Source organism: Acinetobacter sp. YH12106, from assembly GCF_013418995.1.
GTDB classification, from domain to species: Bacteria; Pseudomonadota; Gammaproteobacteria; order Pseudomonadales; family Moraxellaceae; genus Acinetobacter; species Acinetobacter pseudolwoffii.
The window spans coordinates 87,694-104,800 of the sequence record NZ_VPAV01000001.1 but is presented as its reverse complement, the minus strand read 5'-3'; the positions used below and the strand labels follow the sequence as shown (position 1 = coordinate 104,800).

Annotated in this window: 15 protein-coding genes; 5 read left to right on the top strand and 10 right to left on the bottom strand. The window is 42.7% G+C overall.

The window, feature by feature from the left end; genetic code table 11:
* Window positions 1-3: 3 nt before the first annotated feature.
* Window positions 4-1,377: a diaminobutyrate--2-oxoglutarate transaminase gene (locus FTU45_RS00610; RefSeq protein WP_005096454.1), complete on the bottom strand. Its 1,374-nt coding sequence runs from the start codon at window positions 1,375-1,377 to the stop codon at window positions 4-6.
* Window positions 1,378-1,853: 476 nt separating this feature from the next.
* Between FTU45_RS00610 and FTU45_RS00605 the strand changes: the two genes are divergently transcribed.
* On the top strand, window positions 1,854-2,558 hold the full coding sequence (locus FTU45_RS00605; RefSeq protein ID WP_005096452.1) for an SIMPL domain-containing protein: 705 nt from the start codon (window positions 1,854-1,856) through the stop codon (window positions 2,556-2,558).
* A gap of 164 nt (window positions 2,559-2,722) precedes the next feature.
* The gene (locus tag FTU45_RS00600; RefSeq protein WP_180075735.1) at window positions 2,723-3,319 is read left to right on the top strand and encodes a phosphatase PAP2 family protein; all 597 of its coding nucleotides are present in this window, start codon (window positions 2,723-2,725) and stop codon (window positions 3,317-3,319) included.
* Window positions 3,320-3,393: 74 nt separating this feature from the next.
* Here FTU45_RS00600 and proB read toward each other — a convergent pair whose 3' ends face one another.
* Both proB and cgtA read right to left on the bottom strand, forming a co-directional pair.
* Window positions 3,394-4,527 carry a glutamate 5-kinase gene (proB, locus tag FTU45_RS00595; protein WP_005096449.1) on the bottom strand — a complete coding sequence of 378 codons (1,134 nt, stop codon included), beginning with the start codon at window positions 4,525-4,527 and terminating at the stop codon, window positions 3,394-3,396.
* A 27-nt stretch (window positions 4,528-4,554) separates the two neighbouring features.
* Window positions 4,555-5,772, bottom strand: coding sequence for an Obg family GTPase CgtA (gene cgtA, locus FTU45_RS00590; protein ID WP_005096448.1), 1,218 nt, complete (start codon window positions 5,770-5,772; stop codon window positions 4,555-4,557).
* A gap of 265 nt (window positions 5,773-6,037) precedes the next feature.
* On the opposite strand from cgtA, the gene FTU45_RS00585 reads away from it, so the two are divergent.
* Window positions 6,038-7,231, top strand: a complete 1,194-nt coding sequence (locus FTU45_RS00585) for an MFS transporter (protein ID WP_180075734.1) — start codon at window positions 6,038-6,040, stop codon at window positions 7,229-7,231.
* 25 nt (window positions 7,232-7,256) lie between these two features.
* On the opposite strand, the gene FTU45_RS15415 is transcribed toward FTU45_RS00585, so the two are convergent.
* The 6 genes from FTU45_RS15415 to uvrB all read right to left on the bottom strand — a co-directional run bounded on the left by FTU45_RS15415 (window position 7,257) and on the right by uvrB (window position 14,001).
* Window positions 7,257-7,850, bottom strand: a complete 594-nt coding sequence (locus FTU45_RS15415) for a hypothetical protein (protein WP_257223900.1) — start codon at window positions 7,848-7,850, stop codon at window positions 7,257-7,259.
* A 29-nt stretch (window positions 7,851-7,879) separates the two neighbouring features.
* Complete coding sequence (locus FTU45_RS00575) at window positions 7,880-8,254, bottom strand: helix-turn-helix domain-containing protein (RefSeq protein WP_005171768.1); 375 nt, start codon at window positions 8,252-8,254, stop codon at window positions 7,880-7,882.
* A 187-nt stretch (window positions 8,255-8,441) separates the two neighbouring features.
* Window positions 8,442-9,899: a glyceraldehyde-3-phosphate dehydrogenase gene (locus FTU45_RS00570; RefSeq protein WP_005096443.1), complete on the bottom strand. Its 1,458-nt coding sequence runs from the start codon at window positions 9,897-9,899 to the stop codon at window positions 8,442-8,444.
* 251 nt (window positions 9,900-10,150) lie between these two features.
* Window positions 10,151-11,083, bottom strand: a complete 933-nt coding sequence (rarD, locus tag FTU45_RS00565; RefSeq protein ID WP_074383018.1) for an EamA family transporter RarD — start codon at window positions 11,081-11,083, stop codon at window positions 10,151-10,153.
* A gap of 163 nt (window positions 11,084-11,246) precedes the next feature.
* Complete coding sequence (locus FTU45_RS00560; RefSeq protein ID WP_100328754.1) at window positions 11,247-11,834, bottom strand: lipocalin family protein; 588 nt, start codon at window positions 11,832-11,834, stop codon at window positions 11,247-11,249.
* 145 nt (window positions 11,835-11,979) lie between these two features.
* The gene (gene uvrB, locus FTU45_RS00555) at window positions 11,980-14,001 is read right to left on the bottom strand and encodes an excinuclease ABC subunit UvrB (protein ID WP_005171773.1); all 2,022 of its coding nucleotides are present in this window, start codon (window positions 13,999-14,001) and stop codon (window positions 11,980-11,982) included.
* Between the two features lie 233 nt (window positions 14,002-14,234).
* Here uvrB and FTU45_RS00550 point away from each other — a divergent pair, with 233 nt between their 5' ends.
* On the top strand, window positions 14,235-15,023 hold the full coding sequence (locus FTU45_RS00550; protein ID WP_180075733.1) for a hypothetical protein: 789 nt from the start codon (window positions 14,235-14,237) through the stop codon (window positions 15,021-15,023).
* A 272-nt stretch (window positions 15,024-15,295) separates the two neighbouring features.
* On the opposite strand, the gene FTU45_RS00545 is transcribed toward FTU45_RS00550, so the two are convergent.
* The gene (locus FTU45_RS00545; protein WP_074383020.1) at window positions 15,296-15,475 is read right to left on the bottom strand and encodes a hypothetical protein; all 180 of its coding nucleotides are present in this window, start codon (window positions 15,473-15,475) and stop codon (window positions 15,296-15,298) included.
* A 438-nt stretch (window positions 15,476-15,913) separates the two neighbouring features.
* On the opposite strand from FTU45_RS00545, the gene FTU45_RS00540 reads away from it, so the two are divergent.
* Window positions 15,914-16,984 carry an OmpW family protein gene (locus FTU45_RS00540; RefSeq protein WP_074383021.1) on the top strand — a complete coding sequence of 357 codons (1,071 nt, stop codon included), beginning with the start codon at window positions 15,914-15,916 and terminating at the stop codon, window positions 16,982-16,984.
* The last annotated feature ends 123 nt before the right edge of the window (window positions 16,985-17,107 follow it).

Here is a 17,107-nt window from a genome sequence, read left to right as displayed (position 1 = left end):
GAATTATGCGCCTCGAACTGCAACAAGAGCTTCAGCAACTGCTTTCTTAAAGCGAGCAATCACTTCAACACATTCGTCATGCGTGATGATCAATGGGCAAAGTAAACGAATTACCGTACCGTTACGACCACCTTTCTCAAGCAATAATTTATTGTTGAAACATGCCGTCTGGATCGCTGCTGCCAACTGACCATCAGCAGGTAAAGAACCCATGTGATCTGCCTTTTGGCGCTCGTCCACAATTTCAACACCAATCATCAAACCGCGACCGCGCACGTTACCAATACATGGGAATTCGGCAGCTAATTTTTTAATCTCAGCTTGCAGGAAATCACCGCGTTCTTGGGCATTTTGCGCCAGGTTTTGTTCTTTAATGGTATTGATCGTTGCAAGACCTGTACCCATTGCCAACTGGTTACCACGGAACGTACCGGTATGACCTGCTGGCTGCCAAGCATCAAACTTACGTTTAATACCGAGTACTGCGAGCGGCAAGCTACCACCAACAGCTTTAGACATCACCACCACATCAGGTTCGATGCCCGCATGTTCAAAGGCAAACATTTTACCTGAACGTGCAAAGCCCGCTTGAACTTCATCAAGAATCAACACGATGTTGTGCTTTTCAGTCACTTCACGGATTTTCTTCAACCATTTCACAGGTGCAGTTACCACACCGCCTTCCCCTTGAATTGCTTCAAGAATCACAGCTGCCGGTTTAGTCACGCCGCTTTCTACATCTTCAATGAAGTTTTCAAAGAAATACGTTAAAGCGTCAACACCCGCTTCACCACCAAGACCCAATGGGCAACGGTATTCATGCGGATACGGCATGAATTGAACGCCTGGCATCAAACCGTTAACTGCGTTTTTCGCAGACAGGTTACCGGTCATGGCCAATGCACCATGCGTCATACCGTGATAGCCACCAGAGAAGCTGATCACCGAGCTACGACCGGTAAAGGTTTTCGCAAGTTTGATGGCTGCTTCTGTTGCATCTGCACCGGATGGGCCACAGAACTGCAAGCAGTATTCTTCTTGACCACCTGGAAGATAAGAAAGAAGTGCTTCAGTAAAAGCATCTTTTAAAGGCGTAGTTAAATCCAGTGTATGCAATGGCAAGCCGCTTGCAATTGTATCCTGGATACTTTGAATGACTGCAGGATGATTATGGCCCAATGCCAACGTCCCTGCCCCAGCTAAACAATCAAGGTACTCAGTACCTTCAACATCGGTAACCCAGCAACCTTGTGCTTTCGCTATCGCTAACGGTAATTTACGTGGATAACTACGCACATTCGATTCCATCTGACTTTGGCGAGTCAAGTAGTATTCGTTTGTGGAATTGGTGGCAGGGTTTACAGAAGTAACGCTCATATCGAATTACCATCTCTGATATGGGTGAAAGAAATAAGTCTGGTGACGTTTGGTCCTTTGACTCGGCGCTTTATAAAGAGGTTCTAGCTAGCAGTTTGTATTTAAATAACTAGGAGGCGGATGATACCGAATTTTTCAGGAAAATAAACAACTTTCAGTTGCATTTTGTCCTAATCTTTATCGAAAAAAAACATCACACCAACCTATAACCTGAATGATCATCTTACAGTGTGACAGCAGAAAGAAAAGCGGGTTCTTTTATGCTTTTTTGTAGCACAGCTAACATTCAGGCAAAAAAGCTTAAAATCCACCATTAAGCACTTAATTATTAACGATAAACATAAATCAAGTAAGAGTGTAAAATGAAAGAAAATTTAACACTCTTACCACAAATATTTCGTAAAAAGATCACAATTGAGATTTAATATTTTAACAACGGCTTAGATGGCCAATTTTAAGAAAAACAGGACAATTTCATGCGTCTCTTAGCACTTACCAGTTTTATCCTTGCATCTACCTTGGCCACAGGCGCATTTGCAGCTCCGGCTGAATCGCTGAATTACAATGTTGTGAATCTTTCAGCAGAGGCCAGTCGTGAAATCTCAAATGATGAAATGCATGCCGTGCTTTATATTGAAAAATCCAACAAACAGCCAGCTGAATTGGCTACACAAATTAACCAGCTAATGAATCAGGCCATTACCACAGCGCGCAAATATCCAACTGTGAAAATCGAGACGGGCGCACAAAGCACTTACCCTATTTATGACAATGATAACCGCAAATTGAAAGAATGGCGTGGACGTGCCCAGATTCGTCTGGAATCGAAAGATTTTAAAGCGGCGTCTCAACTGATTGCTGAATTACAACAGCACTTCCAGACCCAGTCAATTAACTTCAAAGTTTCAGACGAAAAGCGCAAAAAAGTTGAAAATGAGCTGATGATTGAAGCCTCTAAAAACTTCCAGCAACGCGCACAGGCCCTGACTCAAGCTTGGAACAAACCGAGTTATCAACTGGTAAACTTAAATCTGAATACCAATAACTATTCACCACAACCTGTACCGCGTATGGCCATGATGAAAGCTGCATCGGCGGATATGGCTGTTCCAGAGCAGGAAGTTGCTGCGGGTGAATCGCAAATGACGGTGAGTGCCAATGGTGCGATTCAGTTTAAATAAGATTTCATCATATTATTCGGATTTTTAAGAACCACCCTTTTGGGTGGTTTTCTATCATTTGAATATTCTTTAATAATCAAGGCTACAAATTCATACAAACTCAGGTAGGAATTGAGGTTTGACCGGTTTAGAGTAACGGACATTTGTACCAATCCTCTCTGCTCATGTCTCTTGACCAACTGAATCTTTACCTGCTTCATATCCTAAATGTACCTGAACACGCCTCGATCTGGATGATCCACTATGCCTCCCTGATTGCGCATGATCTGGTTTATCTCTTTCTGCTGATTTTTGCTATTGCCTGGTTCCGTGGCAGTTATGAAGTAAAAATTGGCATTATCAAGGCATTTATTTTTACAGCAATTACCTTGTCGATCAGCGAGGTATTGTCCGCGATCCTGAATACCCCACGTCCGTTTGTAATAGATATTGGTCGCACCCTGATCGAACATGCACCTACAGGTTCTTTTCCCAGCAATCATATGAGTATTTTTAGTGGGATTGCCCTATCTTGTTATTTTTCATCACAACGTGATTTGGGAAGAATTCTAATCTGGACAGCTTGGCTAGTAGCTTGGTCACGTGTTTATGTCGGTGTGCATTTTCCGATGGATATGCTGGGTGCATTCCTGATTGCAATAACAGTAAATTTAGCTGGATTACCATTGTGGTGGAAATATCAGGATAAACTCATGCAGTTTATTTTAACTATTCATCAGTCACTGTTTGCGCCATTAATCCTGATGGGCTGGATTAAATAAATCGCATTAAGATGTCATAAAAAATCCCGCTCGAAAGCGGGATTTTTTATGATTGAAATTTAAATCTGAATGACTTAGTAAATCGCCATATGATTGCGGTGAATCATCTCGAGTGAACGCGCTTCACCTAAAACCTGATGCACTTTATCAGAAGCCAGACCACGTACAATATCTGCCGAACGCGAACTAAAGTTAACACGACCGACTGCAATTCGGTGACCTTGTGTATCCACACATTCCACCACATCACCGCGCTCAAAATGTCCTTCAACCGCTTTGACGCCGACAGGCAACAAGCTACGATGATTGTCTTTAATGGCCTTTACCGCACCATCATCAATCACCAAACGACCTGCCGTTTGCAGGTGTGCTGCCAACCATTGCTGATGCGCGGTCATCCGATCTTTGTCAGTCACAAACAAGGTTCCTAACAATTCACCAGACATCAGACGAGATAGCACAGCATCACTATCACCGCTTGCAATTAAGGTCGGACAACCGGACTTTGCCGCCAGTCGTGCAGCACGAACTTTGGTCAGCATGCCGCCGCGACCAAATTTACCACCACCACCGGCCATCTCAAACAGGCTCTCATCCATCGCACGTACCGTATGGAACAGTTTGGCATCTGGATTCGAGCGTGGATCTGAGTCAAACATACCTTCCTGATCGGTTAAGATAATCAGAAGATCGGCATGCACCTGACCTGCCACCATGGCAGCCAGCGTGTCGTTATCACCAAAGCGGATTTCATCGGTAGAAACGGTATCATTTTCATTAATCACCGGAATCACGCGCCAGTCAATCAGGTTCTGCAAAGCATCACATGAATTGAGATAGCGGCGGCGATCTGCCAGATCATCATGGGTCAATAATACCTGCGCCGTTCGAATCTGGTGTTTCTCCAGTACGCTTGACCAGGTATGAATCAGGCCCATCTGACCAATGGCAGCACAAGCCTGAAGACTGGGTAGATCGGTGGGTCGATTCTCAAGTTTCATTCGCACCATACCTTCAGCCACAGCACCGGAAGACACCAGAATAATCTCGTGTCCTGCATTGTGTAGATCTGCGATTTGTCCCGCCCAGTGCGAGATGGCATCTAAATCTAAACCTTGTCCGTTTGCTGTGAGTAAAGATGATCCGATTTTAACAACGATTCGTTTACAACCCTTGAGCTGACGCTGCCCATCTACCACTTCTATCATCTTGTCCTCAGACTCTTCTCTCAGAGATTAGCGTACGTAGTACACTTCCACATCACTATCATCATCGCCATCTTCATCATCTTCATCGTCGCCCAGAATACCGGCAAGACGTTGCTGACGACGCATCTCACGATACGCTTCTTTTGCAGCGATGGTTTGTTCACGTGTTTCAGCTTCAAGCTGATCACGGAATGCTTTCATTTCTGCTGCATATTCTTGATCTTCAGCTTCGCGTTCACGCTGCTCTTCGATCTGATCCATCAGGTAGTAAACCACGTCTTTGGTACCTTCAGCGGTTAAGCCAGAAGTTTCAAAAACCGGGCCTTCCCACTGCAATTCTTCAAGAATATGAGTACACCATTCTTCACGTGTTTCTTCAGCCAATTGGTCGACTTTATTCAGCACCAATACGATCGGCAGTTTTGAAAGTGTTGGGGAGAAATTTTCTAACTCTTTCATAATTGCTTTAGCATTATGTGCCGGATCTGAGCCATCAATCGGTTGTACATCAACGATGTGTAACAAGATACGGGTACGTGCCAGATGCTTCAGGAAGCGAATCCCCAGACCTGCACCTTCAGATGCACCTTCAATCAGACCCGGAATATCGGCCATCACGAATGAACGGTGACTATCGGCATCGACCACACCCAGGTTTGGCACCATGGTGGTAAATGGATAATCTGCCACTTTTGGTTTTGCCGCCGATACTGCACGAATGAAGGTTGATTTACCCGCATTTGGCATACCCAGCAAGCCCACATCTGCCAGAACTTTAAGCTCCAGACGGATTTCACGGAATTCGCCTTTTTGACCATGCGTACACTTACGTGGTGAACGGTTGGTCGATGATTTAAAGTGCGTATTTCCTAAACCACCGTCACCGCCTGCTGCCACTTTCACGCGTTGACCATCTTCGATCAAATCGCCAATAATGTCGCCAGACTCAACATCTACAATTGTTGTTCCGACTGGAACTTTTAATACGGTGTCTTCACCGCCACGACCAGCACAGTTCGCCCCACGGCCATTTTTTGCTCGTTCTGCACGGAATTTACGTGTATAACGATAATCAACTAGCGTACTGGTGTTGTCGTCAGCCTGTATATAAATACTGCCACCACGACCACCATCACCACCATCTGGACCACCAAATGGCACGAATTTTTCACGGCGAAAACTGGCTACGCCATTGCCACCGTCGCCAGCCTCTACGGTAATGACTGCTTCATCAACAAAGCGCATATTGCCAATCCTCTAAAAACTTTAAAACCCCATATTCTGCCATATTTTAAAGAATTTCTCGACTATATTTATATGCTATTCCATGAAGATCGCTTATTTAATCCTGTCATGTTATTGAACAGCCATTAATTTTTGATAAGTTTCAAAACTAAGCTCTATGCTTTTGTTTTAATATACTTTTTAATGATCACTTGATTGTTTTTAATTATTTCTGCTTTGTCGTGCAACTGCCTATAGTGCAGGCAATGTTAAAAGAGTCGGGCCTATGAGCAATTCAGAAAGGAAATCTGTCAGTCCATTGTCATCACAATTTGTATTATTGATGGCAATGGCATGTGGCTTATGTGCAGGCTCTGCCTATTTTAACCAGCCTCTGATCTATTCAATCGAGAAAAGTCTGGGCATTAGTACCAGTCAGGCCGGTTTTGCCGTGGTGATTGCACAGATTGGTTATGTCCTCGGCTTAATGCTTTTGGTTCCTTTGGGAGACTTTCTGAATAAACGCAAACTGATCGTTAACCTGATGGTCTTTGCAGCCATTTCGCAGATATTGCTTTCATTCAGTACGACTTTATCAATGTTATATCTGTTTACCTTGTGTGCCACCTTTGGCGCAATCTCGGCGCAGATCTTAATTCCTTTTGCATCGACCATTAGCCCACCTGAATCCAGCGCTGCTACAGTGGGTAAGCTGATGAGTGGGTTGGTGATGGGAATTATTCTGTCACGTACCTTTGCCGGCTTTGTTTCCACTTACTGGTCTTGGGAAGGTGTGTATTTATCCAGCGGTGTGATCACCTTGCTCTTTGCAGCACTCATGTGGAAAAAACTACCCGATACTCAAGCTCAGGCAGGCTTAACTATTGGTGACATTTACCGCTCTTTGTTTAGCCTTGCAGGTCAGAATCCACATTTAATCCGGCGTGCCTGTGCGGGCGCCTTGGGTTTTGGAATTTTATCGATGATCTTTACCTCGATGACTTTTGTATTAGGCAATACACCTTATTATTTCACCGATTTCGAAATTGGGTTATTTGGCTTACTGGGCGTGATCGGGATTTATTCATCAAGCTGGTCAGGCAAAACCGTAGGACAAGGTAGAGAAAATCTGGTCGCCAAGCTATGCATTGTCCTGATGTTCGGCTCTACACTGCCCTTATATTTTGCCCAGCACAATATTGTAATCTATGCGATTGGTGTGCTGATGGCCTACTTTGGTCTGACAGCCTTCCATGTTTTGAATCAGAATCTGGTTTATCGGATTGATCTTAAATCGCGTTCACGTATTAATGCAGTCTATATGACGATTTACTTTAGTGGTGCCGCTTTAGGTTCGCTTGGTGCAGTCTATGCTTGGCAACACTTTGAATGGATTGGATGTGTAGTATTAGGTTTAGTTTTCTCGATTGGAATTTTAATGATTGATCGCTTGGATTTTAAGAAAATGCAAAATGCTTGATTCACAAAGGAATAAATCGATCGGTTTATTCCTTTTGGTAAAGTACATACTTCATTAACTCTGTTCTAAGATTAGAATTTTGTTCTCGATGAATACTACCTAATTGAGGTGTAATATTCGCGATACGTTCCAAATTTTCACTACCAACCAGTGCGTTATATCTTACATAGTTAAGCAAACATTGATTTTGAAATCTCCTAATTTGGTCTTTTAATTCTCCATCAGATATTGCTTTACCTAAAAATTTAAAAGCATCTTCTTGCTCATTAAATATAGATATAAATTTTTTATTCAATATTTTTATACTTTCATTTCGATCAGGTTTATAAATTAAATAATTACATATTTGATTACTAAGATGCTCAAGCTCAACAAGTTGAATAACTAGTCCTTTACAATAATTAGCAATTACTTCTACCCCTTTCTGCTCTCGCCAACTGGTATAGGTCATTAATATTGCAAGCGGTGCAAAGATCGTTGCTGACCAAAGCAAGAGATTGGTCGCTAAAGCAATATCAACATCTAAAAGTTTGAAGATTGCATAAATCGCAATGCATAAAACTAAAATGATTGCATACACTGCCAGTAAAGTAGCCAACAGATTTTCTGACTTTTTCATCTCTTGCTACCCCAAAAGCAATTTAGCTTCTATTTGGCAACACGTTGTTTATTTTCTAAAATTTCTGGTAAACCACGTTCAATCCAGTGAATCATTTGCATCACTTTATCTGCAGCTTGTGAACCGGTAATGGTCAACTGATATTCCACTTTTGGTGGCACAACCGGATAAACCGTTCTGAGCACAAAACCATCTTGTTCCAGCACTTTTAAAGTCTGGGAGAGCATCTTTTCACTCACCCCTTCAATCCGTTGTTTCAGTTCACTAAAACGATGCACACCTTCACTCAGGCAACGCAACACCAAGACCGACCATTTATTGGCAAGATGTTCCAATATTTCACGTGATGGACATTCAGTTGATAAAACCTGCCCTAGTAACGGACTAATTGCATAATTTGTCATAAATCTATCTCGGGATTTTATTACTTACTGATTTTAATATACTTACTCTTTGTAAGCTAACAGATTAATATTTCGTCAGCAAGCTGATTTACATTTCGTGATTGAATCGAATCCACCCGACTTCAATAAAAAATAAGTATAAAAAAAGAGCCTCCATAGAGACTCTTTTTTAAACTACATCAACAAATTATGCATTTGTTTCTGCAGGAACTTTAGGATAGCTTACGCCGCCCATTTGTTCAGCAATACGTAATACCTGGCAGCTATAACCCACTTCATTATCGTACCAAACATAAGCAGTTAAACGGTTGCCTGAAGTGATTGTTGCTTGCGCGTCAAATACACCTGCAGTGCGTGAACCAATAAAGTCAGAAGAGACCACTTCAGTCGAGTTGGTATAACCGATTTGACCTTGAAGGATCGAACCGATTGAAATCTGACGAATGTATTCATTCACTTCATCACGATCAACGTCTTGACCTAAAGTCAGGTTAAGAATTGCAAGTGATACATTTGGCGTAGGAACACGTACAGAATTACCGGTCAATTTACCTTGAAGTGCTGGCAGCGCTTTAGCAACTGCTTTCGCTGCGCCAGTTTCAGTAATAACCATGTTCAATGTTGCAGCACGGCCACGACGGTCCGCTTTATGGTAGTTATCGATCAAGTTCTGGTCGTTTGTGAACGAGTGAACTGTTTCAACATGACCATTTAACACGGTGTATTTATCATGCAATACTTTCAGTGTTGGAGTAATTGCGTTAGTCGTACAGCTTGCAGCAGAGATGATGCTATCTTCAGCAAGGATGTCCGCCTGGTTCACACCGTAAACCACATTCTTCATGTCACCTTTACCAGGTGCAGTCAAAATAACACGAGCAGCGCCCGGGCATTTGAGGTGTTGAGCAAGACCTTCAGCATCACGCCATTTACCAGTGTTGTCGATTACAAGTGCATTGTTAATACCATATGCTGTGTAATCCACTTCAGAAGGATTAGACGCATAGATCACTTTAATGAAGTTACCGTTTGCAATAATTGCTTCGTTTTCTTCATCTACAGAAATCGTGCCTGCAAATGGGCCATGAATCGAGTCACGACGCAGTAGAGATGCACGTTTTTCCAAATCACCATCAGATGATTTACGAACCACGATTGCTTTCAGGCTAAGACCGCGACCCAGACCTGATTGACCAATCATCAAACGTGCCAGGATACGACCGATACGACCGAAACCATAAAGAACTACGTCTTTATGTTCTACAGCAGCAGCATTACCTTCTAGAGATTTAACAGCGTCTGCAACAAATGCATCGATGTCGCCGCCTTTTTCTTTAAATTCAACAGCAAGTTTACCTAGATCAACTTCAGCAGAACCGATGTTCTCAACTTTCGCCAATGCTTCAAGAATTGGGAATGTATTTACAACCGAAAGTTCAACATCGAGTACGCGAGTACGGCGGTGTGCTTTCAAGATCTGAATCACAGAACGGTTAATTAAAGAGCGACCATAAACTGTAGCTACAATATTTTTTTCACGATATAACTGACCAACAAGGGCAATCATGCGTTCCGCAAGTTCTTCACGGTTTTTCCAGCGACCTTGGTGCTCTGCATGTAGGGCAACGATAGTGTCTTTGCTCACAGATACGTCCTCTAATTAATTGTAAATCTAGGCATAAATTTCAAAACCCCATAATTGTAATGGAATTGGAGACAACTTTGAATCAAAAGCTCACCGAGACGAGTGGTTTTTAACGTATATTCACTATAAATCTGGGAAATAGTTGCAATTAGCTAAATGATTTTGCATTCAAAAATTTTAAAAGCATGCGTTTTCCCGTACGGAGCAGAAATTTGTTAAATGTTGTTTATTCATTCGATCTCTTTTTAATTTTAAGAGTCTAGTCGATCCTGATAGTTTGCCAGATTTTTTTTAAGCGCTAATTGCTGTTTACGCTGCTTAAATAGATGCAGAATTCCTTCAATCACCAGCACCAATACGGCAAGCCAAATTGGAATATAAGTCAGCCACTCGCCAGCTTCCACACGCTCCCCCAAAGCCATCGAGGCAAAGGCCAACAGCACAGGTTCCAGATAACTCAACAATCCAAAGATCACAAAGGGTAAATATCGGCTGGCGAGAATATAGCTACCGAGTCCCAGTGCGCTCAAAAAACCCAATACCAATACTGCCCAGATTAAATGAGAATGATTTAACATGAGCTGCATCGAGTCGCTATAAATAAAACCCAGATAAAATGCAGCGGGCAAAATCAGAAATAGATCCCACCAGAAGCCCCCCAGATGATCCGTAGCAAATTTACGCCGCATGAAGAAATACAAAGGATAGGCCAAAGCCACATAGACCGTTTCCCATGCAATTGAACCAATTCGCCAGATCTCATGCCCCACACCCAATACCGCCAAAGCGACAGCGACCATCTGGAATGATGACAATTTTTCTTTATAGAGCATACAGCCGACCAGCACCATCACCAGAGGCAACAAAAAATAGCCGAGTGAGACTTCTAGGCCACGACCATTGATAGGGCCCCACAAGAACAGCCATAATTGTGTGGTACATAACAGGGAGCTGATCAGCAGCCAGATCAACAAGGCAGGTTGCTGCAAAACCCGCTTAAAGATACTGCTGATATGTTGCAGATCACCCGACCACCACATAAAGGCAGTTAAAAACGGAATCGTGGCCAGCATGCGCCAGGCAAAGGTCTGTTCACTATCTAAAGGCTGCAAGAAAGGCGTAAATACATAGAGCACCCCGAAAACCACCGAGGCCAATACAGATAACGCAATGCCTTTATACATAGTCAAACTCTACTTTCATTCGCCGGCATTATAACGATTAGTACACTAGAAAGCTTGATGCTTCATCTATTTAAAGTGAAATCACTACCCTACTTTGAAATATATTTTTGCTCATAAAAATAAAAAACCATGCCTAAGCATGGTTTCGATTAAGAAGATATTTCTATCTTTGCGTTTGTTTGGTATGAATCACATCACTCAGGTCATAACCCACAGACTGTGCATATTGCAAATATTCGTTTACAACATTTTTATCTAATTGCGGATTACGTGACAGTATCCACATGTATTTACGTTTAGGCTCACCGACCAGAACGGTTTGATAATTCTCATCCAGTTTTAAGACCCAATAATCGCCACGCCCGACCGGAATCCAGCGAATAAATTCGGGCAGGAAACTGACTTTTAATTTGGTATTTTGCGGTGGATCTTGCACAAATGCCTCACCCAAGGATTGGGTGGGCTGACCATCTTTTTTCATACAGCGGTTATCGACCACAATATTGCCATTTTCATTTAAGGTATAGGTTGCAGTGACATCACGATCGCATTTATTTTGAAAAGACAAAGGCTTGCGCGCCACTTCATACCAAGTCCCCAAATAACGGTCCAGTTCTACTTTTTCAACAGTGGCTAATGGCTCATTTTGCGCATAGGCCATCGTCGCCGCGCCAAAACCAAGAAGAACCGCACTACCCACAGCAATTTTTGCCAGCTTCAATCCATTACCTGAAGAATTTTGAGTTGTCATAAAAATACCTATTATATGTTCACAAAATATTTATTTAAAAATTTTCTGTTCTTACAATAGCCTTATCCAAGCACTTGATTTGTTACATTATGTTTGGTTTATGATTGACTTTAGGTCATCGAAATAAAACTTCATGTAAAAAAAATCAATCAAACATCTGGGCTTTTAAGCGCAAAATTTCATCACGCAGACGTGCAGCCTGCTCAAACTGTAACTCTTTAGAGGCTTTCAGCATTTCCTTTTCAAGCTTGTTAATATGCTTCGCAAACATTTTCGGGTCTGCCATGATATGTCGTTCATCTGCACTGATCGCGCGCGCCTGATCAGAAGCTTTCAATTCAATAGAATCATCATCCAATATTTCACCGGTATCAATTTCCTTGATTACCTGACGGACTGCGCTACGCGGAATAATACCATGCTCTTCATTAAACTGAATCTGCTTGGCACGACGTCGATCTGTCTCATCAATGGCTTTTTGCATTGAGTCAGTTATTCGATCTGCATACAAAATCGCCCTCCCTTTCAGGTTACGCGCAGCACGCCCGATAGTCTGAATGAGAGAACGCTCAGAACGCAGGAAACCTTCTTTATCGGCATCCAGAATCGCAACCAGTGACACTTCCGGCATATCCAGACCTTCACGCAGCAGGTTAATCCCGACCAGCACATCGTGTACGCCAGTACGCAGCTCATGAATAATCTTGACGCGCTCAACGGTGTCGATATCCGAGTGTAAATAAGCGACCTTAATCCCGTACTCTTTCAAATAAGAGGTCAGGTCTTCTGCCATGCGCTTGGTCAAGGTGGTGACCAGTACCCGCTCATTGATATCTTTACGCAGATTAATTTCTGAAAGTACATCATCGACTTGCGTCAGTACCGGACGAATTTCAATTTCAGGATCGATCAGACCGGTCGGACGTACCACCTGCTCGACAATCTGCTGCGATTTTTCCAGTTCATAACGTGCTGGCGTTGCGCTGACATAAACGGTGGTCGGGACAATGCGTTCCCATTCTTCAAATTTCATCGGGCGGTTATCTAGCGCGCTTGGCAAACGGAAGCCGTAATTCACCAGATTTTCTTTGCGCGAACGGTCGCCTTTATACATGGCACCAATTTGTGGCACAGTCACATGCGATTCATCAATAATCAGCAAGGCATCATCGGGAATATAATCGAACAAGGTTGGCGGTGCCTCGCCTGAAGGACGTCCAGACAAATGACGCGAGTAGTTTTCGATGCCATTGGTATAGCCCAACTGCTGCATCATTTCCAGATCATAACGGGTACGCTGCTCAATCCGCTGCGCTTCCAGCAATTTGTCATTTTCACGAAAGAACACCAGTCGTTCTTTGAGTTCTTCCCGAATGGTTTCAATCGCGCGGGATAAATTGTCTTTTGGCGTGACATAGTGACTTTTGGGATAAATCGTCACCCGCGGGACTTTGCGCACCATTTTTCCGGTCAGTGGATCAAACCAGCGGATGGAGTCGACTTCATCATCAAACAGTTCAATCCGGATGGCATCCTGATCCGATTCTGCCGGAAAAATATCGATAATTTCCCCACGAATACGATAAGTACCGCGCAGGAATTCCAGTTCATTACGCGAATACTGCATTTCGACCAGACGGCGGATAATGTCATCACGACCAATGCGGTCGCCTTCCACCACATGCAGCAACATGCTCATGTAGGCATTCGGATCACCCAAACCATAAATTGCAGAAACTGATGCGACAATAATTGCATCACGACGTTCTAATAATGATCGGGTCGCGGAAAGACGCATCTGGTCAATATGGTCATTAATTGCGGCATCTTTCTCGATAAAAGTATCTGAAGATGGCACATAAGCTTCCGGCTGATAATAATCATAATAACTGACAAAATACTCGACGGCGTTATTCGGGAAAAATGCTTTAAATTCGCCATAAAGCTGTGCAGCCAGCGTTTTGTTATGTGCCATGACAATGGTCGGACGCTGGGTCTGTGCAATTACATTGGCCATGGTATAAGTCTTACCCGACCCGGTAACGCCCAGTAAAAGCTGATCATGAAAGCCCTGTTCAATACCCTTGACCAGCTTTTCAATGGCCTGTGGCTGATCACCTGCGGGTTGATAACTGGTTACTAATTCAAAGGGTTGCTTATCAGTCACAGCTACATGTCTCAACTCGAATGCGGATCAGGAATTTTAGCAGATTTCAGACTTGCCGGAGCAGATTCCATAGCCAAAATACCGAAATCCAACAGATGATGACAGTCGAGAAATATGTTGAGAATTCTCATATTTAGTCAGTCTTTCAACATTCAGGCCATCCCTGCTTTTTACTTGACCCCAACCCCGATCAAAGGCAACATGAAGATCAGGATGGCCTCGAATAGACAATTATGACTTACCACTATCACGATGAAAATATTGTTAAATCCCTTCCGGAAAATACCGTGTTTGTTTTTGGCAGCAATCTGGCGGGTCAGCATAGCGCAGGCGCAGCAAGAACAGCGCTTGAGCATTTTGGTGCAGTCATGGGCGTCGGTCGTGGCTGGTCGGGTCAAAGCTATGCCATTCCAACCATGAACGAGCATTTGCAGCAAATGCCGCTGTCACAAATCCAGCACTATATCGATGACTTCAAGATTTACACCAAAAACCATTCTAAAAATAAATATTTTATTACGTCTTTAGGATGCGGGATCGCAGGTTATAAAGTCGAAGAAATTGCACCGATGTTTAAAGGCATTTCACGCAATGTCATTTTCCCGCAATCTTTCCGCCCTTTTGTGGAAAAGCCTCTACCCAAATTAAGCGCAAACTTCCTACATACGATTTTTCGCGATTCAGTCATTTTAAATCCTGCGACTGATGAGCTGATTGAAGAATTGCCATTGACCGAAAATGAAAAAAGTCTGGCGAGGATTATTTTAAATACCCAGATCTATCCAACCGACAGCAATGGGCGGGAACGTGTCTTTGAAATTGAAGATATTCTGCATAACCTAAATACTAAACTGGTCGACTTCCAGAGTCATTCAGAAGGCGGCATGCTGTTTGGTGGTGTAATTTTAGCGCTACTTGAGCTATATAATCTCAATGAAAAAGACTTTATTGATGTATGGCAAGGAGTACGAGAAATTGCGCCACCGAAACCGGAAAATAAAGCACGTAAAACTATTCGCTAACCAGATCTGACTGAAAGCCAATTTTTGAATTGGCTTTTTTTATGGGGAGAAGCCATGCAATAGCTCAGGCGAACGTTTAGCTTCCCTGTCGATGCGATGTTCTAGATCTTGAATGCAGCAGCTCAAAGTAATAAAGAATATGGATAATTCAATAGGATTCAGAGTGTATTTTGCGGGAAAACAAATAGACCAATAAAATTGTGATGACTTAAATGCCAAATATTACACACAAAAAAAGCCATGGTTCATCATAGCTTTTTAAGTTGGATCAATTAGCGCTTGCCCATTGAACGACGAGTACCGCGTGGCGGCATCCAGGTACGGTCAGCATAACGCTGCGGTCTTGGTCTTAAATCTTCTAGAACTTCTTCTGCTGCATTCTGTTCTGCCTGCTTGATCGGAAAAGGCAAATTAACTAGGGGCTTTTTTTGGGGAGGCGTTTGGGTGCTCATATGATTCACTCAATAATATATGTGCCTATTGTACAAAAAAACTCAGGTGACTGGGTAGCATGATCTAGGATAAATTCATCCAGCTCTTTTTCTGGCTGCAGTCATGCAGAAAAAAACTAGCCAATTCTCAAACCACTTCCCCCCCTGTGCTTTGTCTCAACTCAAACATGAGCGTCAAATACAAAATCAAAAACATGCTGATAAAAAGACCAAATGTTTTCTAAGGCCAGCTGGGCATAATGGACTTAAATAGCTATTTTTCAGGTAGTTTGATCTAAATAACCCAATCCCACAAAACATAAAATATACGATAGATACAAATATTAACCAACGGTTAACCTTTGACCTGTTGTTCTATAACTGAATTTTTTAATGAAATTCACATAATAAATTTACTAGAAAAACGAATAAACACAGTGGACATGGAGTTCCAAATCAATGAAAACAATGCTGGCATGTATGGCAGGCCTAGCCACTTTACCTATGGTTGCACATGCAGATTCACCTTATTTTAGTCTGCAGGATGGAGATGGCTTTAAGCGCTTTTCTGTATCAGTCGGTGCCTTGCATGTCATGCCGCAAGGTAAAGCACAGCCTGTTCGTGTCAATACTGCGATTAATGAAGGCTATCAATCTAAAGTTGGAGATATTCAGGCGCAAACCGTCATAGACAACCTTGACCCCGACCGCAAACCAAACCGTGTGGTTGAAGGATTAGTCAGACTAATTGGTGCATTTGGGGGTAAAGTATCTAGTGGCCTTTCTGGAGATTCCTACGTATATGGTCTTTCAGAATGGGATAATCCAGGAACAGGTCTGGAAGCCGATGATGTCACTACCTTAGGCATTATGTCCAACTACTATTTTACCGATAATATTTCGTTTGAAATGAAAGCCGGCATTCCTCCCAAGGTCGATATCAAGGGCAAAGGCACAATCTATGCGCCATTTGCCGCTGTGGCAACGCCATTAGGCGGGATTGCAGGTAATTTGAATCTTGCTAATGACATTAGAATTACAGATCTAGCCCAGTCTAGCAAAGCAGCAGAAGCACGTGCCTGGACCCCTGCTTTTGAATTCCAGTATCATTTTGGTAAAACCGGGGTCAATAAATTCAGACCTTATGTAGGGGTAGGCTTAATGTACGCTTATTTCAATGAGCTTGAAATGGATAAAGGCATTGAATCTGATCTCGTTGCTGCAGGTCATATGATCCAGAATATTATTAATCAGAATGCTGGTGCTTCCTTGGAAATGAAGGACAGTACTGGCAGAATGAAAGTGGATCTTGAGGCTACCGATGCCTTTGCTCCCGTAGCGACTGTGGGCTTCACTTATGATTTCAATGAGAAATGGTTTGCAGTTGGTTCAGTATCTTATGCCCATTTGAAAAATGAATCTAAAATTACAGTAATTAATGAAAATACCGGACAAACCCTGATTAGCTCAAAAGCTGATGTGGAAATCAATCCTATTCTGGCCTATGCAGGATTCGGGATGCGTTTCTAATTTCAAGATCAGGTTTTAGGAAAACGGCTTCGGCCGTTTTTTTAAGCTTAAAATATTGATAAAAAAAATTTATCTTTTGATTAATTTTTATTTTATCGCCTCCATAGCTTGAATCGAATACCA